The organism is Chryseobacterium sp. UNC8MFCol, from assembly GCF_000482305.1.
Lineage (GTDB): Bacteria > Bacteroidota > Bacteroidia > Flavobacteriales > Weeksellaceae > Chryseobacterium > Chryseobacterium indologenes.
In genome coordinates this window covers 32758-57254 of the sequence record NZ_AXUZ01000016.1, presented here as the reverse complement: position 1 = coordinate 57254, position 24497 = coordinate 32758, and the positions used below count along the sequence as shown (strand labels likewise).

The 24497-nt window shown below is 36.7% G+C and carries 27 protein-coding genes; 13 read left to right on the top strand and 14 right to left on the bottom strand.

Going from position 1 to position 24497, the window contains the following annotated elements; translation table 11 throughout:
* The first annotated feature begins 7 nt into the window (after positions 1 to 7).
* Both M030_RS0110735 and M030_RS0110730 read left to right on the top strand, forming a co-directional pair.
* Positions 8 to 3724: a metallophosphoesterase gene (locus M030_RS0110735; protein ID WP_027373510.1), complete on the top strand. Its 3717-nt coding sequence runs from the start codon at positions 8 to 10 to the stop codon at positions 3722 to 3724.
* Between the two features lie 320 nt (positions 3725 to 4044).
* Entirely contained in the window at positions 4045 to 4764 is a 720-nt protein-coding gene (locus M030_RS0110730) for a hypothetical protein (RefSeq protein ID WP_027373509.1), read from the top strand.
* Between the two features lie 90 nt (positions 4765 to 4854).
* Here the strand turns inward: M030_RS0110730 and M030_RS0110725 are convergent, their stop codons facing one another.
* From M030_RS0110725 to ruvX, 5 genes are all read right to left on the bottom strand, one after another.
* Positions 4855 to 5727 carry a hypothetical protein gene (locus M030_RS0110725; RefSeq protein ID WP_027373508.1) on the bottom strand — a complete coding sequence of 291 codons (873 nt, stop codon included), beginning with the start codon at positions 5725 to 5727 and terminating at the stop codon, positions 4855 to 4857.
* A gap of 51 nt (positions 5728 to 5778) precedes the next feature.
* Positions 5779 to 6555: a nucleoside triphosphate pyrophosphohydrolase gene (mazG, locus tag M030_RS0110720; protein WP_027373507.1), complete on the bottom strand. Its 777-nt coding sequence runs from the start codon at positions 6553 to 6555 to the stop codon at positions 5779 to 5781.
* 175 nt (positions 6556 to 6730) lie between these two features.
* Positions 6731 to 7288 carry a DUF5606 domain-containing protein gene (locus M030_RS0110715; RefSeq protein WP_027373506.1) on the bottom strand — a complete coding sequence of 186 codons (558 nt, stop codon included), beginning with the start codon at positions 7286 to 7288 and terminating at the stop codon, positions 6731 to 6733.
* Positions 7289 to 7362: 74 nt separating this feature from the next.
* The gene (gene def / locus M030_RS0110710) at positions 7363 to 7935 is read right to left on the bottom strand and encodes a peptide deformylase (protein WP_027373505.1); all 573 of its coding nucleotides are present in this window, start codon (positions 7933 to 7935) and stop codon (positions 7363 to 7365) included.
* Entirely contained in the window at positions 7932 to 8348 is a 417-nt protein-coding gene (gene ruvX / locus M030_RS0110705) for a Holliday junction resolvase RuvX (protein WP_027373504.1), read from the bottom strand. Before ruvX ends, def begins: the two co-directional genes overlap by 4 nt.
* A 115-nt stretch (positions 8349 to 8463) precedes the next feature.
* Between ruvX and M030_RS0110700 the strand changes: the two genes are divergently transcribed.
* Positions 8464 to 8940 carry a SixA phosphatase family protein gene (locus M030_RS0110700; RefSeq protein WP_027373503.1) on the top strand — a complete coding sequence of 159 codons (477 nt, stop codon included), beginning with the start codon at positions 8464 to 8466 and terminating at the stop codon, positions 8938 to 8940.
* A 27-nt stretch (positions 8941 to 8967) separates the two neighbouring features.
* Here M030_RS0110700 and M030_RS0110695 read toward each other — a convergent pair whose 3' ends face one another.
* Complete coding sequence (locus M030_RS0110695) at positions 8968 to 10512, bottom strand: serine hydrolase (RefSeq protein ID WP_027373502.1); 1545 nt, start codon at positions 10510 to 10512, stop codon at positions 8968 to 8970.
* A 94-nt stretch (positions 10513 to 10606) separates the two neighbouring features.
* On the opposite strand from M030_RS0110695, the gene M030_RS0110690 reads away from it, so the two are divergent.
* The 6 genes from M030_RS0110690 (at position 10607) to rsmD (ending at position 14037) form a co-directional block, all read left to right on the top strand.
* A complete protein-coding gene (locus M030_RS0110690; RefSeq protein WP_155860245.1) occupies positions 10607 to 11071 on the top strand; it encodes a hypothetical protein in 465 nt (154 codons plus the stop codon).
* Positions 11072 to 11158: 87 nt separating this feature from the next.
* A complete protein-coding gene (locus M030_RS0110685; protein ID WP_027373500.1) occupies positions 11159 to 11608 on the top strand; it encodes a hypothetical protein in 450 nt (149 codons plus the stop codon).
* Positions 11608 to 12105, top strand: a complete 498-nt coding sequence (locus M030_RS0110680; RefSeq protein ID WP_027373499.1) for a metallophosphoesterase family protein — start codon at positions 11608 to 11610, stop codon at positions 12103 to 12105. Before M030_RS0110685 ends, M030_RS0110680 begins: the two co-directional genes overlap by 1 nt.
* Positions 12106 to 12146: 41 nt before the next feature.
* On the top strand, positions 12147 to 12641 hold the full coding sequence (locus M030_RS0110675; RefSeq protein WP_027373498.1) for a Smr/MutS family protein: 495 nt from the start codon (positions 12147 to 12149) through the stop codon (positions 12639 to 12641).
* A gap of 18 nt (positions 12642 to 12659) precedes the next feature.
* Positions 12660 to 13376 carry a DUF3822 family protein gene (locus M030_RS0110670; protein WP_027373497.1) on the top strand — a complete coding sequence of 239 codons (717 nt, stop codon included), beginning with the start codon at positions 12660 to 12662 and terminating at the stop codon, positions 13374 to 13376.
* An 88-nt stretch (positions 13377 to 13464) separates the two neighbouring features.
* Positions 13465 to 14037, top strand: coding sequence for a 16S rRNA (guanine(966)-N(2))-methyltransferase RsmD (gene rsmD, locus M030_RS0110665; RefSeq protein WP_027373496.1), 573 nt, complete (start codon positions 13465 to 13467; stop codon positions 14035 to 14037).
* Here rsmD and M030_RS0110660 read toward each other — a convergent pair.
* On the bottom strand, positions 14034 to 14381 hold the full coding sequence (locus M030_RS0110660; protein WP_034722459.1) for a winged helix-turn-helix transcriptional regulator: 348 nt from the start codon (positions 14379 to 14381) through the stop codon (positions 14034 to 14036). The two genes, rsmD and M030_RS0110660, sit on opposite strands and share 4 nt — an antisense overlap.
* A gap of 84 nt (positions 14382 to 14465) precedes the next feature.
* Between M030_RS0110660 and M030_RS0110655 the strand changes: the two genes are divergently transcribed.
* A complete protein-coding gene (locus M030_RS0110655) occupies positions 14466 to 15065 on the top strand; it encodes a nitroreductase family protein (protein WP_027373494.1) in 600 nt (199 codons plus the stop codon).
* A 297-nt stretch (positions 15066 to 15362) separates the two neighbouring features.
* On the opposite strand, the gene murI is transcribed toward M030_RS0110655, so the two are convergent.
* The 5 genes from murI to M030_RS0110625 form a co-directional block, all read right to left on the bottom strand.
* Positions 15363 to 16193, bottom strand: a complete 831-nt coding sequence (murI, locus tag M030_RS0110650) for a glutamate racemase (protein WP_027373493.1) — start codon at positions 16191 to 16193, stop codon at positions 15363 to 15365.
* A gap of 63 nt (positions 16194 to 16256) precedes the next feature.
* Positions 16257 to 17381 carry a radical SAM family heme chaperone HemW gene (hemW, locus tag M030_RS0110645; RefSeq protein ID WP_081806326.1) on the bottom strand — a complete coding sequence of 375 codons (1125 nt, stop codon included), beginning with the start codon at positions 17379 to 17381 and terminating at the stop codon, positions 16257 to 16259.
* Positions 17382 to 17432: 51 nt separating this feature from the next.
* A complete protein-coding gene (locus M030_RS0110635) occupies positions 17433 to 18383 on the bottom strand; it encodes a PorP/SprF family type IX secretion system membrane protein (protein ID WP_027373491.1) in 951 nt (316 codons plus the stop codon).
* Positions 18384 to 18434: 51 nt separating this feature from the next.
* Positions 18435 to 19508, bottom strand: coding sequence for an RluA family pseudouridine synthase (locus M030_RS0110630; RefSeq protein WP_027373490.1), 1074 nt, complete (start codon positions 19506 to 19508; stop codon positions 18435 to 18437).
* A 72-nt stretch (positions 19509 to 19580) separates the two neighbouring features.
* Positions 19581 to 20669 carry a PASTA domain-containing protein gene (locus M030_RS0110625; protein ID WP_027373489.1) on the bottom strand — a complete coding sequence of 363 codons (1089 nt, stop codon included), beginning with the start codon at positions 20667 to 20669 and terminating at the stop codon, positions 19581 to 19583.
* A gap of 156 nt (positions 20670 to 20825) precedes the next feature.
* Between M030_RS0110625 and M030_RS0110620 the strand changes: the two genes are divergently transcribed.
* The 3 genes from M030_RS0110620 to M030_RS0110610 all read left to right on the top strand — a co-directional run bounded on the left by M030_RS0110620 (position 20826) and on the right by M030_RS0110610 (position 23206).
* Positions 20826 to 21809 (top strand): D-alanine--D-alanine ligase, encoded by a 984-nt coding sequence (locus M030_RS0110620; RefSeq protein ID WP_027373488.1) that lies wholly within the window; start codon positions 20826 to 20828, stop codon positions 21807 to 21809.
* Between the two features lie 74 nt (positions 21810 to 21883).
* Positions 21884 to 22348: a pantetheine-phosphate adenylyltransferase gene (gene coaD, locus M030_RS0110615; protein WP_027373487.1), complete on the top strand. Its 465-nt coding sequence runs from the start codon at positions 21884 to 21886 to the stop codon at positions 22346 to 22348.
* Between the two features lie 225 nt (positions 22349 to 22573).
* Positions 22574 to 23206: a trimeric intracellular cation channel family protein gene (locus M030_RS0110610; RefSeq protein WP_027373486.1), complete on the top strand. Its 633-nt coding sequence runs from the start codon at positions 22574 to 22576 to the stop codon at positions 23204 to 23206.
* 70 nt (positions 23207 to 23276) lie between these two features.
* Here the strand turns inward: M030_RS0110610 and M030_RS0110605 are convergent, their stop codons facing one another.
* Entirely contained in the window at positions 23277 to 23846 is a 570-nt protein-coding gene (locus M030_RS0110605; RefSeq protein ID WP_027373485.1) for a tetratricopeptide repeat protein, read from the bottom strand.
* Between the two features lie 148 nt (positions 23847 to 23994).
* Entirely contained in the window at positions 23995 to 24492 is a 498-nt protein-coding gene (locus tag M030_RS0110600; protein WP_027373484.1) for a dihydrofolate reductase, read from the bottom strand.
* Positions 24493 to 24497: the final 5 nt, after the last annotated feature.

The window sequence follows — 24497 nt, the reverse complement described above, 5'->3', positions numbered from 1 at the left end:
TAAATTTATGAATTTATCCTTTAAAACACATTTAAAAAATACTTCTATTGTTCTTAGAACGGTAATGTCTGCCGGAGCACTGTATTCCTGCGCAACCTATAACGTACAAAAGGGCAAAAACTTATTCGAAGTAGCAGATTCAGAGATAAAATCTGAAAACGATTTTAAATTGTTCCTGATCGGGGATGCCGGAAATGCAGATGAAGCCCAGGCACAGAAGACATTGAATTTACTTAAAGGCAAACTGGATTCTGCGAGCAGTAATTCAATGCTGATCTTTCTTGGAGATAACGTTTATCCCAATGGAATGCCTCAGAAGAAAGATAAAGATTATCCTTTAGCCGAAAAAAAACTGGAAGATCAACTCGCCATCACCAAAAATTTCAAAGGAAAAACACTGGTAATTCCGGGAAATCATGACTGGTACAGTGGGGTCGAAGGATTAAATACTCAGGAAGGTTTCGTTAAAAAATATTTTGATGATAAAAAAGCTTTTTTACCTAAAAGCGGATGTCCTATTGATGATATCAGCCTTTCAAAGGATATTAAATTAATCGTTATCGATACAGAATGGGTCATTACAAACTGGGACAACCACCCGGGAATTAACAAAAACTGCAATATCAAGACACGGGAAGATTTTTATACAGAATTTAAAGATCTTATTATTAAAAACCATGGAAAAAGAATTATTGTTGCCTTACACCACCCGATTATCAGCAGTGGAACCCATGCCGGTTTTACCTCGGCAAAATCTCATCTGTACCCTTTTAATAGCAAGGTTCCTCTTCCTGTAATAGCCAGTACTGTTAATATCCTGAGAAGCTCTTCAGGAGCAAGCCCCGCCGATATCAATAACCAGCATTACGCGGATCTTGCCAACAGATTAAAAAGCATTGTACAGGATAAAGAAAACATTATTTTTGTCTCCGGACATGATCATAACTTACAATATCATGAAGAGGGAAATATAAGACAGGTCATCAGCGGGGCAGGCTCCAAAGTTGACCCGGCTACCATTGTTGAAAAAACAGACTTCTCGTATGGCGGCAGTGGCTTTGCCGTTATGAATATCAGAAACGATCAGAGCACAGATATTGAATATTTTTCTACCAAAGATGCCCAATTGAAAAAGTTGACCCATATTTCCGTTATTTCCAAGCCGGATGTATTTGTGAACAACTTTCCCAATTCTTTTCCTGTAACATTCTCTTCGAGTATCTATCCTGTTCAGCTCACTGAAAAACGTAAATTTTACAGATGGCTCTGGGGAGATCATTACAGAAGATATTACGGAATTCCGATTGAAGCACCAACGGCCAATCTTTCAGAACTCAATGGCGGATATATCCCTTTCAGAGAAGGAGGCGGAAACCAGTCGAACAGTTTAAGATTAAAAGCAGCTGACGGACAGGAATTCGTGATGCGTGGGGTGAAAAAAAGTGCTATCCGATTTCTTAATAACATGGCTTTTCAGAAAAGTACACTCGGCGAGGAGCTGGCAGATACCTTTCCTGAGAAATTCTTATTAGACTTCTATACAACCAATCATCCCTTCACGCCATTTTCAGTCGGAAATATGTCTGAAAAGCTGAATATTTTCCACAGTGATCCAAAGTTGTATTATATCCCTAAGCAAAAGGCTTTGGGGAAGTATAACCAAAACTATGGAGACGAAATGTACATGATCGAGGAGCGTTTTTCTTCAGATCCGAAAACTTTGGCCTCCCTGGATAATGCAAAGGATATTCTTTCTACCGACGATGTATTGAAAAATATTAACAAGAGCACCAAATACTCTGTAGACAAAGAATCTTATATCAGAGCAAGAATGTTTGATATGCTGATTGGTGACTGGGACCGACATTCTGATCAGTGGAAATGGGCAGAATATGAAGTTGGGGATAAAGTGGTTTATAAGCCGATTCCAAAAGACAGGGACCAGGCATTCAGCAAATATGACGGGGCAGCTTTTAAAATTATCATGAATGTTCCCGCCATCCGCCATATGAAAACCTTTACAGAAGAGATCAGCAGTGTAAAATGGCTGGCTATGGAGCCTTACCCGATGGATCTGGTTTTCTTAAAAGGAGCAACCAAAGAAGATTGGGAAGCACAGGCAAGATATATTCAGGAACATTTAACGGATCCGGATATCGATAATGCTTTTCAGAATCTTCCCAAAAAAGTGCAGGATGAAACCATTGCTGATATTCAGCGAAAACTTAAAATAAGAAAAACAAAGCTACAGGATTACGCGTCCCAATACTATGATGTACTGCAGGCAAAAGTTCCTTTAGCCGGCACCACAAGCCCGGATAAATTCGTTATTACAAAAAACGGACACTCAGTGCTTGTACAACAATATAAATTAGGCAAAAACAAAGATCAGAACGAGCTCGTTTTTGAAAAGACGTATCATGATTCAAAAACAAAGGAACTTTGGATCTACGGACTTGAAGACGATGATGTTTATGACGTCGTAGGAACCGGTAGTCCTAAAATGACCATCAGGTTAATTGGTGGCTATAACCATGATGTTTATAATGTAGCCGACGGAAGAAAGGTAAAAATTTATGATTTTAAATCTCAAAAGAATACCTATAATGCAGGTAATGCTACCAAAAATATCTCTGATGACTATGATATCAATTCTTACAATTACAAGCATCCGAAATACAATTCTGTAGCCGGTTATCCCAATGCTGATTACAACCCGGATGACGGGGTTATCATAGGTGTTCTGGCCAATTATACGGTCAATAATTTTATCCGTGATCCCTTTACCCAAAAACATAGTTTAAAAGCTAATTTCTATACTGCCACGGCTGGTTTCAGCCTTGTTTATAAAGGAATATTTAAGAAAGCTATCTCGGGATGGGATTTCAATTTGGACGCTGCTTATACTACTCCACGTTTTTCTCAAAACTTCTTCGGGTTGTCTAATGAAAGCGAATACAATAAAGAAGATACAGAAAGAGAGTATAACAGAGCCCGAATCTCGAAATTCAATTTTGCGCCGTCAATCTCCCAAAAAAGCTGGATGAACCTCAGCCATCAGATTCAGCTTACTTTTGAGGATAATAAGGTACAGAGAAAAGATAATCGGTTCGTTAATATATCCCCTGATGTAAAACCTGAAGTATTCAATAGCCAGCAGTTTGTGGGAGCCAACTATACATTTGGTTATAAAAATGCTGATAACGTTGCCTTTCCTACTCTCGGGCTTGAATTTATGCTCAATGCCGACTGGAAAGCAACTCTTTCAGATTTCAACAAAAACTTCCTGACTTTTAGAGGAAAGCTTGCCATTGATCACAGAATTGATAAAAAAGGAAATTTTGTATTTGCCAATTCAAGTAATGTCATGTGGATCAATAATAACAATTTTGAATTCTTTCAGGCTGCCGCAATCGGAGGTAATAATGGAATGAGGGCTTTCAGAAATGAAAGGTTTTCCGGTAGATCCTATTTTACCAATAATTCTGAAATCCGGTGGGATTTCGGCAGAATACGAAACAATATTGCTCCAACCAATCTGGGAATTCTTGTGGGTTATGATATCGGCCGTGTCTGGAATGATACTGAAAATTCGAGAAAATGGCACGAATCTGTAGGCGCCGGGATCTGGTTAAGCATTGTGGAAATGATGTCCGCAAGATTAAATTATTTCTATGGTTCAGACGGAGGAAGGATTTCTGCAGGAATAGGAATGAAATTTTAGTGAAAAATAAATTTAACTCTAATTTTTAATGTAAAAAAAAGAGTTGTAAAAATTACAATTCACCGACAGCAAACCGCCCGTCAGGCTTTTTATTGTTTAGAATTTAAAAAAAATAATTTAAATAAAAATTAATAATTCCACTTTTTAATTGATACTTTTCACACATAACTTAAATATGGTTTTTAAATAAGAGCCATATTTTCAGCGTCAAATACTAAATACATCGATAGACCTATATTTTTGTTGATTTCAAAAAAAATGAATGTTTTAAAAAGAATATATATTTGTTTAAAATTATTTCAATAAAAATCAACAAAAAGATGAAAAAAAAGCTATTATACATGGCATTATTAGTGATGTCCATAAGTAGTTACGCACAAGTTGGGATACATACTTCCACGCCACAACATTCATTACATGTAAACGGTTCTCTTCAGGTAGTAAAAGACATTAATGTAGGCGGTAATGCCAACACCAAAGGAAGTTCGGGAAACCGTGGGGAATTTCTGATGTCAAATGGAGCCGGCAATGCACCGGTATGGAGAAACATAGAATCTGAAAACTTCCTGAAAGTTATTTATGTAGGAAACAAAAATGACATAAGCCCTGCCAGCGGAAGCTATACAGGAAGCCACACAGCTCCGGTCAGTACACATGAAAGTTATTCCCAAACGTATATTTTCAATGTAAGCAACAAAATTGATACTTCCTATTTGACCTATAATTCCGGTACGGGACTATTCACCGTAGTGAAAGCAGGTTTTTATAATATTGTGCCTTATGTCACCTACGACCTGAACTTAAATCCATCCGGGCAGACCGCAGGAACGGCCAATTCATACATTCAGAGAGTTGCTCCTTCACAAACCACGCTGGCAGGGATCTCTACAGGTCATGGAGAACGCACCACCGGGCTGAATCATAATTTATCTTCCATCAATTTTTTCAATCCCGGGGATACTTTCAGAATACGTTGCCGCTACACTCAGAATTTCAGACTGTCCGGTGGCAATATTCATATATCTTATCTCACACCTTAACAATTTGGCTTCAAATCATATCAATTATACTATTCAAAAAAATCCACAGAGTTCTTCTGTGGATTTTCATTTATGTCTGGGCGTATGAAATTAAAAAGAGAATTGATAAACGTTCCCGCCTTCACTCTTTGCTTTTTCATCACCTATTAATACTGTGCTATCATTTAGAAATACGATCGCTTCCTTCTGAGAATTATGATTCAGCGGAATTTTCTGTATTTTAGAAGAACCAAAATCGTCCGCATTAAATCCGGTAAGAACATGAACATTTTTATGGGTAAGCAACACGATTTTATCTTTTGTAGTATTGATCGTTGCTGATGTAATCGCTGCATCACTATATCCTCCCTGAAGTTTTAAAGTACCTATCAATTTAGCTTCAAAATCGCCTTCTTTATTGGGAACTTTAAAAACCAAAAACGTTCCGTCAAATCCTTTACTCCTGTTTTTGGTAAAAAGATAAAAGTTACCGTCCATTTCCACAAAAGCTTCACAATCGTACAGTAAATTGGATTTTTTAGGCGGAAATTCCGTTTGTCCCTCGTAATGAAATGTTGTGGTCTGTACAACTTTAGTTGTTTTCTGCGTTGGATCCTGCAGATCGGTTTTTAAAATAGCCAGATCTCTCCTGTCATTATCATTATTTCCGAAATCCCCGATATAAATATTCCCTTGGGTATCCGATATAATATCTTCCCAATCTGTATTTTCAGCATTCTCTACAGGTACTTTCGCAATCATTTCTCCTTTATCATTAAGGCCGTATACTGCGTTTTTATTACCTCTGTCTTCGATGACCCAGATTGTTTTTTTTTCTTTCGACAATGCAAAACCTGAAACTTCCTTTAATTTTTTAGGAAATGAAAATTGTACTTCCAGGTCACCGTTTTTACCCGGTGAATTCTGAGCTTTTGGATTACAACTCAGCAAAAAAAGAAAAGGTAGCATAAGAAATCGTAACATTTTATTTATTTAAAAGTTTAAACTGAAAATAAGAAGCATTAATCATTCCAATCAGGAGTTGCCGGACAAGAGTTTTGCCTTTTCCCAGAGGACATCCATCTCTTCGAGTGACATGTCGGCAAGTTTTAATTCTTGCTCATCCGCCATTCCCTCCATCTTCTGGAATCTTGAAATAAATTTCAGATTGGTTCTTTCCAATGCAGAATCCGGATTGAGACCTGAAATTCTGGCATAATTAATCAGGGAGAAAAATACGTCTCCAAGCTCCTGCTCCTTTTTTTCCGGATCAGTTTCCGCATGAAATTCCTGAATCTCCTCATCCACCTTTTTCCAGGCATCTTCGGCATCGCGAAATTCGAAACCGATTCCTTTTACTTTGTCCTGGATTCTATAGGCTTTCACCAAACTTGGCAGACTCTTCGGAACACCTCCCAGAATAGATTTGTTCCCTTCCTTAAGTTTGAGTTTCTCCCAATTCTGTTTTACTTCTTCTTCATCTTTCACCTGGGTATCTCCATAGATATGAGGGTGTCGGAAAATCAGTTTTTCGTTGAGTGAATTGATCACATCTGCAATATCAAAACTTTCTTTTTCCGAACCTATTTTAGCATAAAAAACCAGATGAAGTAAAACATCGCCTAATTCTTTTTTTATTTCCTGTAAATTGTTCTGCAGAATGGCATCGGATAGTTCATAAGTTTCTTCAAGAGTCAAATGGCGCAGGGATTCCAGGGTTTGCTTCTGGTCCCAAGGGCATTTCTCACGAAGATCATCCATAATATCGAGTAATCTTCCGAAAGCTTCTAGTTTTTCCTGTTTCGTGTTCATAATAATGGGAAATTCAATCTATACAAATGTAAGGGTTATTCGGGCATCATTACAAACGTTGGGAGTAAAAGTTGCGGAATGCAGATTCAATCTTTGGGTATCATCAATAATGCTGCTGCCAACAAAAAACCTCATCATTTCTGACAAGGTTTTATATGGTGAATTCAGCAAAGAATTATCCTTTTTTAGTGTGTGTACTTTTCGGAGCTGATTTTGCTGCTGAAGTCGCTTTTACTTTTGGAGCAGCAGGTTTTTCTGCCTTTGGAGCTGCTTTTTTAGCTTCCTTTTCGATGCTTACTTCCTCTGCAGGTTCTCCTTCCAAAGTTTCAGGTTCTGCTTTTACAAAGCTTTCAGGAGTGATATATCCTGCTTTCTGAAGAATGTTGTACCACTGGGCCAGCTTTTTGATATCGGAAGAATACACTCTTTCTGTATCATAGTTAGGAAGTGAAGCCAGCATAAAGTCTTTTAACTCTGCATCTGAAGATTTGTGAGAGATCGTTTCTTTATAATCGTTGTTTTTAGCAATATTTTCAAAAACTTCGAACAAAGGAACTTCTTTTTCAAATGTAAACATGGCAATATTATCCAGTAAGCTTACCTGGCTTGAATTTCCGATGCTTACTTTTTTCTTGTTGGTAACATCTTCAATAATGAATCCGTTTCTTAATTGAGAAACTAATTTGAAAAGTCCCGGTTTTCCGGAAATTGAAATTATTTTTTCTAACAGCATAATTTTATTTTTTGTAAATTTTGCAACGAGCTTAAGCTTTTGCTTTTTATTATTTCTTTTAATCCTTGTTTACATTATTTTGGGAATCTCATCTTATAGCCGATATTTACATCGCCCTGAGAAATCTTTGTCAGTTTCCCTTTTACCAGTTTCTTCTTTAATGCACTTAAATGATCGGTAAATAAGATCCCTTCGATATGGTCGTATTCATGTTGAATTACGCGGGCTCTAATATCGGAAAAAGTTTCTGTATGTTTCACAAAATTTTCGTCATAATATTCAATAACGATTGTCCCTTTCCTTTTTACATCTTCTCGGACATCCGGAATAGAAAGACAGCCTTCATTAAATTTCCATTCTTCACCTGATTCTTCAAGAATTCTGGCATTGATAAAAACTTTTTTGAACTCTGCCAACTCATCTTTGATATCTTCATAATCCTCATCTTCTGCAAGAGGTGTTACATCGATTACAAACAGACGAATATCCAACCCGATCTGTGGCGCAGCAAGACCTATGCCATTGGCGCTGTACATCGTTTCAAACATATTATCTATCAATTCCTGTAATCCGGGATAATCTTTGTCAATATCTTTACCCATTTTTCTTAAAACAGGATCCCCAAAAGCTCTTATCGGTAATATCATCTTACTCTTTGTTCTAAAAAATTCTGCAATATGATGGTTGCACTTACTTTATCTATTAATCCTTTTTCCTGTCTCTTTTTCTTGGTTTTTCCACTTTGTGAAATAAAAAAGGAGGCCATTTTGGATGTAAATCTTTCATCAAAACGATGGACTGCAATATCCGAAAATTCTTTTTTAAATTCTTCAATGAATTTTAAAATATCGGTTTCCACCTCGGAAATATTTCCTTTCAAATCTATGGGAAGCCCAATCACTACCTCATCCACCTTATTTTCATTAAAATATTTTTTCAAAAATTCAATCAAAATTTTGGTTTCCACAGTGTCCAGACCACTGGCTATAATCTGCATGTCGTCGGTTGCAGCAATGCCACAACGTGCCTTTCCATAGTCTATTGCAAGGATTTGTCCCATAATTTTGCAAATTTACTAAAATTTAATGATTTTATTCATAACGCAGTTTTTTTATATAAATCATGTTTTATTCCATTATTTTTTTTATAATTTTAATCTTCCAAAAAACAATTATATGAAGAGACTCATCCTCGTAAGACATGCAAAGAGCGACTGGCCGGAAGAAACGGAGGACTTTGACAGACCTTTGGCGGACAAAGGTTTGGAGGACGCTATGAACATGTCCAGATTCATGAAAAATAATCATATTTCAATTGATCATTTCGTATCCAGTCCTGCGGTACGAGCGCTGAACACCTGCAAAATTTTCAACCAGGCCTATCAGCTGAACTGTTCTACGGATCAGAAATTATACAATCCATCGGAAAGGAGTTTTGAGTCTGTCATTTACGATCTGGATGATAATTTGAGTTCTGTAGCTTTTTTTTCTCATAACAATGGAATTTCCAATTTTGCCAATTCCATTTCTGAAGATATTTTCCATTTTCCCACCTGCGGAGTTGCCGGTTTTGAAGTAGACTGCAACTCATGGTCCGAATTTGACGGAGCAAAGAAAAGACTTCTTTTCTTTTATGAACCCGGAAAAATATAAAACGGGCTTTAGCCCGTTTCTATTGAATTATTTTTTTCTCAGATCCAGATCATCAAAATCAAAGCTAAAATCAGTAACTCCGGAAATAGCCTTCAGCTTTGCAGATTGTGCTTTCCCGGTTTCATCGTAATCAAAAATGATATACGCATCTGCATCATAGCTTCTGTCGTCCCATTTTATGATGAAAGAATTATTGGAAAACGGAAGCAGCTCTCCTTTTAACCTTGGTGAATTTTTACACGAAAGTCTGTACGTATTTCCCTGGCGGGCAATGTCCACATCACCAAACCATACATCGTTGTACGTTCCTACAAACTGTTCTGCTTTAGGCTGAAGCGTCTTTTCTTTTTTAAAAGCCTCTGATTTTGCAAAAGCATCCTTCTTTTCTTTATCGTAGTCAGCGTTGATTTTAGACATTCTTTCACCATATGTTTTCAGCCAGTTTCTGTCTGCTACTCCCAGATAAGAATCTTTCACGGTGTTGGTAATGGTATTGAAAGCAGCCCCGGACTGCTGATTGGTTAAAACAACAATTCCCAGTTTCATATCCGGAATCAGGGTAAACTGCGTCACTGTCCCAATCAATCCACCCGTATGCTGTACCTGTTTGTGACCTTTTACATCGCTTAAAAACCATCCTAATCCATATCCGTAAAAACTGGTATCATATGGATTTTTGGCAGCTACTCTATCAGGAATCTGAAGGCTCCACAATTGTTGGGCATTCTTATCTGACACCAGTTTTTTACCGTCTTTCGTGGTAAAATTATTCATCAGACATTCTGCCCAGGTCGTCATGTCTTTGATATTACTCATAATTCCTCCTGCAGCATTACCTGTTTCATTCCAGTCATGAGGAACTGCTACAGCCTTTCCATCTACCGGAGCATGAGCATCTATTTTATTGATTGCTGCTTTAGCCCTGTTATAACTGCCAAAACTTGAATTCATCCCTACCGGTTTCATAATTCTCTGTTCAATAAATTCTGCCCAGCTGAGTCCCGAAATTCTATGGATCACTTCGCCCGCAACAATGAACATGATATTATTATAATCAAGCTTTGTTCTGAAAGGATTTTCAGGCTTAAGGTACCTTACATTGTGTACAATATCATTCACTGTCAGGCTACCCCCTTCAGGAAAAAACATCAGATCTCCCTGCCCCAGCCCTAAACCGGCTCTGTGCGTAATCAAATCCTTGATCGTTATATTTTGGGAAACGTATGGATCATACATCTGAAATTCAGGAATATATTTTGAAACTTTATCGTCCCAGCCTAGCTTTCCTTCATCTGCAAGAATAGCCAGTGCTACACAGGTAAAACCTTTGGAATTGGAGGCTATACCAACCAGGGTATTCTCATCCATTGGCTGTTTGGTTGTAAGAGAGCGTACTCCGAACCCTTTGGAATAGGTTACTTTTCCATCTTTAACAATTCCTACCGACATTCCGGGAACATCGAAAGTTGTAAGGGTGTTTTGGATCAGCTCATCCAATTTTTTCTCTTCAACCTGAGCATTCACTACCCCTACAGTTAAAAGAAAAATGAAAAAAGAAAACTTTTGTTTCATTATTTTATTAATTTTCTCAAATTTAGTAAATATTGATCTTAATTTTGCACAGTTAAAAGTTTACTTACATTACGAACCATCAGTTTTGTTACCTATGAAAAAGTCCATATGTATTTTCCTGTTATCCTTTTTTGCCATCAGTTTTGTAAAAAGCCAGACCAAGGTTTCAAATCCTTTACTGCTGCAGACCTGGAAGCTCATCAGCCTGGATACCTATATTTACACTTATGAAAGAAGAGATGTTTCTGACAACAAAAGCTATGGAATCAGATTCAAAGAAAATGGAAAACTACAGGGAAGTTTACCGCGCCCGGGAAGTGGAAATGGCAATCCTGAAGATATCACCAATAAATCATTACGATTCGAACGTTACACAGGTGACTGGAAAAAAACTTCGGACAGTACACTTACCATCACCTTCCCTTCCAACGCAAGCATGAATGGTCATTTTATTATTTCAAGACTGACCAGCACTGAATTAAAACTAAGAAAGCTTTTCGATCCTAAAACAGAAAAGAAAATGGATTCTATCCGCAGAGAGAAAAACATTCTTGATTAATCTCTGAAAAAATCTCCTTTAATCATCAGCCCGTAAAAATAATTTTATTCCAGCTTCTTTATATTTGCAGAATAAAAGCATTAAAAAATGGCATTGAACCGATTATTGGCTTTCTTCATCCTGATGATAAGCAGTAATTTATATTTTTCCCAGAACGTTACCATCAAAGATGATAAAGTTTTACTGGACGGCAAACAGATCTTAAAAGCAGAAAAGCTCAGTCTTGCTCAATATTCTTTTTTCTCCATGAAGAATGATGATGAGATTTTGATGTACAAATACATGGATAATGAAACTCCAAGCTATATAAGTGATGATTATTTCATTTTAAATTTTCTGACTGAAAAAGTAAAAGTAGAATCCGGAGATCTGGGAAAAGTTTCCAATTTTATGAACTCAAGAAAGGGGATGGAAAAGATCATAAGATGGCTACTGAAAGAAAGAGTTATTAACCACGACGGTGAGCTGAACTCTGACCGTTTGGCTGTCTTCAAAGAGAAATACGACGAAAATATTACCGCCAGAACCCTTAGATAATGACAAAGATTCTCCTCCTATCCGACACCCATTCGTATATAGACGACCGCATTCTGGAATATGCTTCACAGGCAGATGAAGTCTGGCATTGCGGAGATTTCGGAAGCATGGATGTGATTGAGCAGCTTGAAAAAATAAAGCCTTTACGAGGAGTATACGGCAATATAGATAATGCCAGAATCCGTGCTGAATTTCCGGAAGTGAATCGTTTTTTTTGTGAAAAGCTGGAGGTTCTGATGATCCATATTGGTGGATATCCCGGTAAATATACCCCGTTAACAAAGAAAGAAATCTCTGAAAAAGCTCCGAAATTATTTATTTCCGGGCATTCTCATATTTTAAAGGCGATGTACGACGACAAAAATAATCTTTTGCATCTCAACCCGGGTGCATGTGGGAAACAAGGCTGGCATAAGGTAAGAACTATGATGCGTTTTGTAGTAGATGGTGAGGAAATAAAAGATCTGGAAGTAATAGAGCTAGGTCCAAAAGTTTAAAGCCGTGACAGGTCAAGTTGGTAATTCAAAGCAGGCAAAAAATGAAAATCGGGGATACCGTTTCTGTAGTAGATGAAGATTTAAGCGGAGTCGTGACTTCCGTGAAGGGGAATATTGTTGTCTTTAAGGATAATTATGGTTTTACCCACCAATATCCAAAAGAAAAACTGGTACCCAAAAATGCGGAGTTGTATGAAAATATAAGGGTGGTAAAAAAAGCAGAGCCCAGAAAAATAATTTCTAAAAAACATCAGAAAAATCATTTGGTTTTGGATCTGCATTTTCATAATTTGGTAAAGAATCCTGATGACTATGATAGTTTTGAAAGACTCTTCATTCAAAAGGAAAAATTAATAGAAGTATTGGAATTCTGCAGGAAAAATAATTTAAAGAGACTTGAGATTGTTCATGGTATTGGTGACGGAACCTTACAGAGAATGGTTCGCGATGTTCTGGAAAGCCAGGTGAGCATTGATTTTTATAATAAGGAAATACTTCACCATCAATCAGGTGCGGTAATGGTAGAATTTCACTAAATTTGCAGCAATTGAATTATGAACGTACTTAATTTACTTTTTACCAAAGACGGGTTGATTTATCAGATTGTAAAAAATAAAAGCATTCTGGAAGAAAAATCGTATTTCGTTACTGAAGAAACCCCGGCCAACCTTATCGATGATAAACTGGATGAAGTCCTTATCAAGCAACGTTTTGATGAGATTCAGGTGGTTTCGGCATTTAATCATTTTACTCTGATGCCTGAAGGTTTTTCTGATCACGATGCGGGTTTTGATCTTATTGCTTACAATGCTCCTGCTGACAAAGAGAAGGAAGAGCTGATGCTTTCTATAAATAAAAAATTCAATATTCAGTTTTATTATACTTTTCCTAAAAACTATTATAAAAAAATAAAGGAGCTGGCGGTACCGGTACACTTTAATTTTTCCGGAGAAAAGTTTTTAAACTCTGTCAACAATAAAAACAATAAAGAAATCCACATCAATCTTTATCATAACCAGTGTGAATTTTTTGCGATTGATAACAAAAAAATCATCCTTTATAATAACCTTGATGTGAACTCAGAAGTTGATTTCCTCTACTTCATTATGTTCACATTGAGCAAGATCGGTTTTGGAATTAATGAAACCAGCTTTTATGCTTACGGTGAAACAACGGAGAATGAAACGTTCATTTCCGAGCTCCAGAAATTTGTTAAAAACCTGAAAATTGTTTTTGACAACGTTCCTAATAAAAATTTTATACTTAATTAAGGGATAAAGGATCACGAAAGAAAAGATACTTTATAAAACAAATAATTGTAGCTTTTCTACAACCTTTTACCTAAACCCTAATAAAAATATGTTCAGAATCATATCCGGCAAATGGAAAGCCAAAAAAATAGCCGCTCCTAAAAACTTTGATGTAAGACCTACTACAGATTTTGCGAAAGAAGCTTTATTCAGCATCCTGGAAAATAAATACGATATGCAATCGATTTCCGTTCTTGATTTGTTTGCAGGGATTGGTTCTATTTCGTTAGAACTGGCTTCCAGAGGATGCCAGGATGTGACGTCTGTAGAGATGAATCCGAAACATACGGCATTTATCAATTCTACAGCTTCAGAACTTGATATGGCACTTCAGATCAATGTACAGAGAGGTGACGTATTCGACTGGCTTAAAAAATTCAGGAATAAAAAATCTTTTGAAATTGTCTTTTCTGACGCCCCTTTTGAAATGGAAGAAAAGAAGTATTATGAGCTTATTTCCTTAGTACTGAATAATAAGTACTTAAAAGAAAACGGAGTGCTCATTGTAGAACACCAGAGCCGAATGAAACTGGAGCATCCCAATCTGACCGATACCCGAAAATACGGAAATGTAAGTTTCAGTTTTTTTGAACCTAATAAACAAGATAATCAGGAAATTTAATTCCTGATTATTTTTTTTGACAGTTCAGGTGATCCTTCACCCCATTTTGTAATCGCTTCTAAAACAGGGAGCAGAGTTTTTCCCAATTCTGTCAGTTCATATTCAACCACCAATGGAGGTTTTTCCGTAAAAACGGTTCTGCTTATTACGTTGTCGTCTTCCAATTGTTTAAGCTGCAGACTTAATGTACGCTCAGTAATCGTAGGAATTGACTTTCTCAATTCATTATATCTTTTCGCACCATCGATCAGATGATGCAAAATCACTGCCTTCCATTTTCCGCCGATAAACCTCATTGTAACACTGGTACAGCAAGGGTATGACTTATTATCTATTGTATACATTTTTATACTATCATTTTTAACCGTTATTGCAAAGTTATTAAACTTAAATTAATTTTGTAACTATAAAAATGATAGTATAAAATTATGAACTTTTTAGATCAAATGAAAAAAAGGTATACTGTAAAGAAGTATAACCCTCAGGGAGTCATCAGCAAGGAACAAATCCACCAGCTGAAAGAAATTCTTAACCTTAGCCCTTCTTCCATCAATAGCCAGCCATGGAATTTTATTTTTGTACATGAACCGGAAGTGAAGGCGCAATTGGGAGAAAAATCTTATTTTAACAAGGAAAAGGTTTTGGACAGCAGCTATATTATTGTATTCCAGGTCATAAAAAACATTGAAAAATTTGAAAAACAAATTGAAGAAACCCTTTCGGAAGGTAATATTACCTATTACAAAACCATGGTGAAACCTAAGGGTGAAGCAGCCGTAAAAGCCTGGTTAAGACATCAGGTATATCTGTCGCTGGGAGTATTTCTTTCTGCCTGTGCAGCAATGGGAATAGATTCTACCCCGATGGAGGGAATTGAACCTGAAGAATACGACAACATCCTTCAGAATGTTGAATATGAAACACTTTTTGCCGTAGCTATCGGTGAAAGACATATTACAGATGCGAACCAGCCTCAATTCAATCCTAAAGCAAGATTGCAGGCCGAGAAAGTGATTCTGGAAGCATAATTTTAAGCGCAGGTCTCACAATTTTTTTTCACAAGAAATATATAGTAATACTCTCGCAGATTATGTAGCAGATCATAAAACAAAAAATTCTGCGTAATTCTCGAAATCTGCGAGAAAAATTCTGAGAATAAAAATATCGAAGATAAAATATTGGGTCTTAAAAATGCAAAACTCAGAGCATTTGTGTCTTTGTCTTGTTCAACATATAATTATAATATTGCGATTGCTTCGCTACACTCGCAATGACGAGGGTAAGAAATAAAAAAGTCTGCTTCTTTACGAGGCAGACTTTTTATTTTATAATACTTTCAGTTCTAAATCGATTGTTTTTCCAAAGAACTTTTTTGAAATTTTTTCAAAGTTTTTTGTCAGATCCGAAAGATAGAAATGATAATTAGGTTTCGGATTATGATCATTCAGCAAGTTATATTTATCCAGAATGATTTTCAGATGATTGGCCACAATATTGGGAGAATCGATTACCCGAACCCTGTTTCCGTAATATTGTTTGATTTCATCAATTAAAAGGGGATAGTGTGTACATCCTAAAATCAATGTTTCAATATTCTTTAATTTACTATTGCTGAGATAATTATAAATAATCGCATGGGTTATCGGATGATTCTTAAAACCTTCTTCAATGGCAGGAACCAATAATGGTGTTGCCAGCTCATCTACCTTGATCCATTTATTATGCTTTCTGATGCTTTTTTTATAGAGTCCGGAATTCACCGTTGCTTTGGTAGCAATCACTCCCACGTTATTATGAATTTCATACGACACTTTTTCAGCAACAGGATTAATAACGTCAATCACAGGAACTTTACCTGCGACAGACTGCATAACTTCATTCAAAGCATTTGCGGTAGCCGTATTACAGGCAATCACAATGGCTTTACAGTTCTGTTCCAACAGAAAATTGGTAATCTTCGTGGAATATTCAATAATAGCATCTTTTGACTTCTCTCCGTAGGGAAGGTGTTTGGTATCTCCAAAGTAAATCAGGTCTTCAAGAGGAAGAAGTCTTTTAATTTCTTTAGCTACGGTAAGGCCTCCTACACCACTGTCAAAAATACCGATAGGCTGGCTGGATGAAAGATGCGAATAATCTTGTTTTTTAGTTTTCAAATGAACTGAAATTTTATACAAAAATAGTGAATTTTACGGTGTTAATATTGTACCGAAAAAAAATTATACAATGAATATATCCGATGCAATTCCATCAGCCATAAACCAATGTTTTTCGGGGATTTTCAGATGATCGTTTTCAATGATTAAAATTCCTTCGTCAATTTTGGATTTTATTTCGGTTTGAAAATGTTCTAATAATCTTTCCGGGAATTTGGCTGTTAAACTTGTAATATCTACTCCCCATATTGTGCGCAGCCCAATCATAATCATCTCATTAAACTGATCCTCCTGTGAAAGGATTTCTTCTTCTTTGGCAAGAATTTTTCCCGCCAGTTTTTTAATGTATTGCTGGTTGTTTGCTACATTCCAGCTTCTCACATCAAATCCATTGTAAGAATGTGCTGAAGGGCCTATTCCCAAATATTCCTGGTATTTCCAATAGGCAGAATTATGTCTGGAATAAAATCCTGGTCTGGCAAAATTGGATACTTCATAATGTTCAAAACCATTATCCTTTAAAAAATCTGAGAGGTAATAGAATTCTTTATTTTGTTCTTCTTCTCTGGGGCTTTTTACTTTTCCCTTGGAAATCCAGTTTTCCAAAGCAGTTTTAGGCTCAACCGTAAGGGCATAAGAAGAAATATGGGGAACTTCAAGAGCTATTGTTTTATGTAAATTTTCTTTCCAGATCTCCAGATTTGAAGTGGGAGAACCATAAATTAAATCTATGCTGAGATTTTCAAATCCAAAATCCTGGGCACGTTTTATAGAACTCTCCGCTTCTGAGGCATTATGCGCCCTGTTCATCAATTTCAGGTCTTCTTCAAAAAAGCTCTGAGTACCAATAGACAGACGATTGACAGGCGTTCCGGATAATTGCTTTAAAAAGTTTTTATCAAGGTCATCGGGATTAGCTTCCAGGGTAATTTCGATATCTTTTTCAAAACTGAAATAGCGCAAAACCTCATCTATCATGGAATTGATTTCATCAACAGATAGAATAGAGGGTGTTCCACCTCCGAAATACAGGGATTTTAAACTTTGGTTCTGTAATTCATTTTTTCTCAGCATAAGCTCTGTTTTCATGGCATGAAGCATTTCATCCTTAAAATTCAGAGATGTTGAGAAATGGAAATTACAGTAGCTGCACTTCTGTTTACAGAACGGAATGTGAATATATATCATAAAAAAAGCTCTGAAAAAATTCAGAGCTCAAATTTATTTAAATTAAATTGATTAATATCTATATCCTCTAACATTAATAAAGTTATCGAAGTTGTATCCAAGACCAATCATGAAACTGTTTCCACCATATGTCTGGATATCAGATAACCCAAGGTTATATGTAGCACCGATCATAAACTTATTGAATCTTACTTTTACAACCGGAGCGATTTCCAACTGCTGGCTGTCGAATCTGTTTTGAGCGGCTCTATAACTTACCCCGAAAGAGAACGCGTTAATTTCATTTTTGAAAGTCGCCATTAAGTTGTAATCCATTACTCTTGTTGAGTTGGTATTCAGGTTGATCATCGCTGCAGGCGTGATCATAATATTGTCTGCAATATGCCAGTTGTATCCTAAGTTTAAGAAAAACTTAATCGGAGAAGGCTCATAACCGTTTACAATCGGTCTGTCATTACCTAATGCAATATCATTTACAGATACACCCCCGAAAAGGTTTCTGTAAGTAGCAGCCAAACCAAAATTGGCATAAGCCATAAAGATATTACTTTGATCCCCTCTTACTAAAGGATCTCCCTGATCTTCTACGTTAATTTTCGAATAATCAAAATTTCTATTATACAAACTAACACTGGTACCAAACGAGAACTGATCTTTTCTGTCTCCTTCACTACTTAGAGGAATAAAATATGAAGCACCCACTGTAACACCTCCCGCAGATTCAGCTCCATTGCTGTCTCTGAACATGGTAAGACCGGCACCTACTCTATCGAATATGTTTGCATTGATTCCCACAGATTGAACATTTGGGGATTCGCTGAATTTTGAAAATTGTTTTTGATAAATGGCATTGAGCTGTACGTAATCTGTTTTTCCGTATTGAGCTGGGTTGAACAGGAAGTCACCATCCAAAAGATACTGTTGATAATATGGTAGTGATTCTTGTGCTTTGTATGCATTTGACAAAAGAGCTAAACATACGATAGCATATAGTTTTCTCATAACAAATCTTGATTTCAATTCAACAAATATAAAAAAAATCTCAATATATTTTTAGTTTTCTAAATAATTTCTCCATTTTTTTACAGCATCCTCCATATCTTTGGGCATTGGGCTCTCAAAATATAATTCCGTTTTAGTAGTAGGATGTATAAATCCCAGGGTATGGGCATGAAGTGCATGTCTTGGCAGAATTTCAAAGACATTATTGATAAATTGCTTATATTTTGGAAGATTTACTCCTCTCAGAGGGGTATGACCTTCATACCGTTCATCATTAAACAAAGTATGTCCAATGTGTTTGAAATGTGCCCTGATCTGGTGGGTTCTTCCCGTTTCCAGCTTACATTCTACCCATGTCATATATTTGAACCTTTCCAATACTTTATAGTGCGTAACGGCATGTTTTCCCTGACTTCCGTCTTCATAGACATACATTTGCATCCTGTTTTTAGGATGTCTTCCGATATGTCCTCTGATGGTACCTTCTTCATCTTTAAGATTTCCCCAAACAAAAGCCCAATACAGCCTTTTCGTAGTTCTGTTGAAGAACTGCTTGGCCAGAAAGCTTAAGGCATATTCATTTTTAGCAATAACCAAAAGACCTGATGTATCCTTATCAATCCTATGAACAAGCCCTACCCTGTCGAGATCAGACTTTTGCCCGTTCTTTTCAAAATGATAAGCTAATGCATTCACTAGGGTTCCGTCCCAGTTACCATGTCCCGGATGCACTACCATTCCGGCTTCCTTATCAACAACAACCAGATCATCATCTTCATACACAATATTCAAAGGGATATCCTGCGGAATAATTACATTTTCCCTTGGAGGTCTGGTAAGCAGTACAGAGATCTGATCACCCGGTTTTACCCGATAATTCTGCTTTACCGCAACTCCGTTTACAATAACGTTTCCGGCCCTGCAGGTCTGTGAAATTTTATTTCTTGACGAATTCTGCCTGTGTATCAATAGAAACTTATCAATTCTTAACGGATCCTGTTTCGGGTCAACAGTGATATTAAGATGCTCATACAATCCCTTATTTTCTTCGTCTATATCGATATTTTCAATACTGTTGGAGTCTAATAACTCTTCATCTAAAAAATCTTCGTTATCTTCTGACATTGTTTTTGATTTTTATACAAAAGGCTTCAACATTTTCAGTTGAAGCCTATATTTTATTAGCATAGTGGCGTATTACTCTACGACTACTTTTTTCGCTTTTGGTTTTTCTGCCGGCTCTTTTGTAGCTGTAGAAGCAGGTTTATGTGCAGTTCCTGAAGTCTGACTGTTTCCGGTAGCTTTAGGCTTATCCGAAGTTGAACCAGCCGGTTTCGGACTTGTAGTCTGAGCCTTTGGAGTCTCTGTTTTTACAGGTTCTGGCTTAGGGATCTCTCTCTTAGGGGCAGGTGGCGGGGCTACCGGTGGTACATAGCTTGGCTCGGAACGAACTTCTTCGTATTGTACCGGTGGCAGAGAAGTATCTACTTTCATACGATAGATAGAATTCAACTGCTCCACCTTGGCTCTAAGCTCTGCCGGGGTTCTCTTACTTGCCCAAAGATCAATCTGCATTCCCTGATCACGGACATCTCCTGAGGCCGGATCCTGGTAATAAATAATATCAGACTCATCTTTATTCCCGTCTTCATGCTCTACCAACCCTACTTCAAACATACTTTTGGCAATAACGGCTCTGGCTTCTTTTACCGAAAGCCCTACTACGTTAGGAATTGAAATATTTCTCATAGGACCGGACCCTACTACTACATCGATCACAGAAAACCTCGGTAAACGTGCTCCCGGATTTACTGCATTTCCTTTATATAAAATTCTTAGAAGGGCATCTTTCTGAATACTCGGTTCATAAATAGTATCTCCGATTTTAAGACCAACCTGGTCTAATCTCTGGAACGCCAACCCTGAATATTTATTGATTACATCCGGTACAGCAATCTGAGCCCATGTTCTCGGATTTACTTTTAAACGAACTGTTCTTCCGTCTTTTACACGGGATCCTGGGGCAGGATAAATCTGCAGAACCTGAAATGGTCTGTATTTAGGATCATAATTCGCGCTATCTACTTCATACTCCAGTCCTGTATCATCTAATATTTTAACTGCATCGTGTACAGATTTATTGACTACATTGGGAACAGGAATTTCCTGACCGTGGTTAGTATGGTATTCCAACCAACGAAATGTAAGCCATACCAGACCCACGAAAACGCCGATGGCTATTACTAAATTCAGTAAAACTTTCCAATTGAAAAGTGATTTAAGCATACTTAAAATTACTTTAATTACAACGGCAAATATAGCTAATAATTTTAGAATGGGCTTTTTATTTAACACAATTCATTTTTGATTTTAAAATTTCCTTATTTCCCGTATTGCATTACATAAAATGTTTAAATTTGCCTTAATTGATACTATATGGTTATGAACAAAAAAAGTGTTGCCGTAGTAATGGGAGGCTATTCTGATGAATATGTAGTTTCTTTAAAAAGCGGACAATTGATCTATGATTCCTTAGACAGAAATCTGTATGATGTATATAAAGTAGTAATCCTTAAAGATGAATGGTATTTTTTAGACGAAAATGATAAAAAGTATCCCATCAACAGGGGTGATTTTTCAGTTACCTTAGATAATGGTGAAACATTGAAGTTTGATGTATGTTTCAACATCATCCACGGAACGCCCGGTGAAAATGGGATACTGCAGGCATATTGGGATGCAATAGGTCAGAAATACACAGGTTGCGGTTTTTACCAGAGTGCCCTTACTTTCAATAAAAAAGATACCCTTGCTGTATTGTCCAAATATGGAATCCCTTCTGCGAAAAGCATTTATCTGAGAAAAGGAGAGCACATTAACGTTGATGAGATCATTTCAGAATTAAATCTTCCTCTTTTTGTAAAACCTAACCAATCCGGTTCATCACTCGGAATTTCCAAAGTAAAAGAAAAGTCAGAACTGATTGCTGCTACGGAAATTGCTTTTAAAGAAGATGACGAAATCCTTATTGAAAGTTTCCTGAACGGTATGGAAGTTTCTGTAGGAGTGATCGATTTTAAAGGAGAAACAATTGTTTTGGGAATCACTGAAATTGTTCCTCAGAATGAATTCTTTGATTACGAAGCAAAATATGAAGGAGCATCTGAAGAAATTACACCGGCCAGAATTGATGAAGTAACGACAAAAAAAGTAGAAGAAATCGCGAAAAGAGCTTACAACTCACTGGGAATGAGCGGATTTTCAAGAAGCGAATTTATCCTGATGGACGGAGTTCCTTATATGCTTGAAATGAATACTAACCCGGGATTCTCTCCTGCCAGCATTCTTCCTCAGCAAGCAAAACATTATGGAATTTCTATCATGGATCTTTGTGGAAATGAAGTTGAAAAAGCACTTAATAAATAATTCAGAAGTTCAATATAAACATAAGATCCATCGCTTTCTTATCGTTTTTGACTCAAACTCATAACTTGTACAACATGAAAATTGCTGTTTTCCCGGGATCGTTTGACCCGATTACCTTAGGACATTACGATATTATAGAAAGAGCGGCACCGCTTTTTGACAAATTAATTATTGCCATCGGACAAAATTCTCAAAAAAAATACATGTTCCCATTGGAAAAAAGAATGGAATTCATTCAAAATTCCGTGGCTGAATTTCCTAATGTAGAAGTAGATTATTTCGAGGGCCTTACGGTAGATTATTGTTTTGAAAAAAATGCGCAGTACATTATCAGGGGACTTAGAAATCCTGCTGATTTTGAATTTGAAAAAGCAATCGCCCACACCAACAGAACCTTGGCTCATAAAAAACTGGAAACGGTATTCCTTCTGACATCATCCGGAAAATCTTTCATCAGCAGCAGCATTGTAAGAGAGATCATTAATCACGGTGGTGAATATGAGCTCCTGGTTCCGGATTCAGTAAGAGTCGAGAGATAAATAGATACGTAATGAGCAATCAGGAATGAATAACAATGATGTATATTGTGGTTGAAGAAATTGATAAAACCCGACTCTGACTTGAAATTATTGAAAGTTTAGAATATATAAGTCCGGAAAATATTTTACATTTAAAAACAGAATGTGAAGAACTGGTAAAATTATCTCAATTTAAATGGCATAATTTTTATTACTGATTGCTCATTATTCATTATTTATAACTTTATGCACGAACAGTTCAATTTCGCGATAGAAGTCCTCGGAACTATTGCCTTCTCCATGTCCGGAAGTTTTGCAGCCATGCAGAAGCGGCTCGATCCGTTTGGGGTGCTTATTATTGCCTTTGTGACTTCTGTAGGAGGAGGAACTGTAAGAGATCTTTTACTTGATATCCCAGTATTCTGGATGCATGATCTCCTCATGTGCATTTTAATCTTGGTGACCAGTATCTTTTCCATGGTATTTAAATCACTGGAAAAAAACTTTAAGGTTACCTTATTCATTTTCGACAGTTTCGGACTTGGCCTGTTTACCATTATCGGGATCCAGAAAGGATTGAATGTAGGAATACATCCGCTCATCTGTATTGGCTTGGGAACCATTACCGGATGTTTCGGAGGGATTATCCGCGATATTCTGCTCAACCGGATTCCTCTTATTTTCAGAAAAGAAATTTATGCTACAGCCTGTATTGTAGGAGGTGCAGCATTTTTACTGATGACCAAATACACATCTTTATCCTATACTTTCATTCAGATTTTTACAATTTTACTGATTGTAGGGATAAGAACTTTAGCCGTAAAATATCACTGGCAGATGCCAAAGTTTTACGGATATGATCAGACTTCTGAAATGTAGAAATATCTTTTAAAAATAAAAAAAGCACCTGTTTTTCTTTCAGGTGCTTTTTTATATTTATTTTTTCTGACTAGAAGAATTTTCCTCTGTTTCTCATATTCGGATTATGCATGTGCTTTTGCATAGATGGCATTTTCAACTGATCTTTCATCATTTTGATCTGATCAGTCATCATACCGGCACTGTCTAATCTTTTTGCTTCTTCCAGGAGTTTTTGTCCTTCCTGTTTTCTTCCTTTAGATATCGCTGCTGCTGCAAGGTTCAGGGTAGCCATAGCCCGGTCATGTTTCATATTCAGACCATATTCCAGCGCTTTTTTCATCAAAGGCTCTACTTTCGCCGGGTGATCCTGAGCTTGTGTTAATCCCTGTAAATAATGGAAATACCCATACTGAGATTTATGAAGCTGCCCCTGGTAATCTGTTATTTTTGTCAGCCATTCTGCAGCTTTCTCCATATTTTGTTTTCTTAGCTGCCAGAATGCCAAAAGGATATATTCATTTTTAAAGAAAAGCAGAATCGGAAAAGCAGCCAAAAGAAACACAACAATTCCCCAACCAAGATTTCTTGTGAAAATCATCATATAAAGTCCTAATAAAATCAGAATTGCTGCTACTGCAATTTTTATGTACTTATTCATTTTTAAATTTTAGAAGTGCAAAGATAATAAATTTAAGCCTTAAAGTTCAAAAAGTCAATGGTGAATGGTCAATTCTACGTGCTTGTCCGTTGCTGGTATCATCCGGAAATCACAATTTACCTGCAAAGCCAAATTTGACTTTGGACCTTTAATCTTCTTTTTTGTTTCTTTCAAACGTCTGAAAACAGAAATCATACATATTTTTCTCATCTTTTTCATGGCAGGTTTCATTCGTTTTTTTCCAGATTTTTCCGTCTATTTTAGGGAAGAATGTATCAGCTTCAAGATCAGCCTGTACAAGGGTAACTTCCAGCTTATCCACCATATCCATGGTCTGTTCATAAATATTTCCGCCTCCTATGATAAAGACTTCCTCATCAATTTTTTTAGCAAATTTTACAGCCTCTTTTATACTGCCCACAATAAGAATACCTTCTTCAAACCAGTCTTTTTTTCTTGAAACAACAATATTTGTACGGTTAGGAAGAGGTTTCCCAATACTTTCATAGGTTTTTCTACCCATAATTACAGGATGCCCGGAAGTAATATCTTTAAAATGTTTTAAGTCTTTAGGAAGATGCCAAAGCAACTGGTTTTCAAAACCAATTTCATTCTTCTCTCCCATTGCTACCACTATTGTTGTCATTCAAA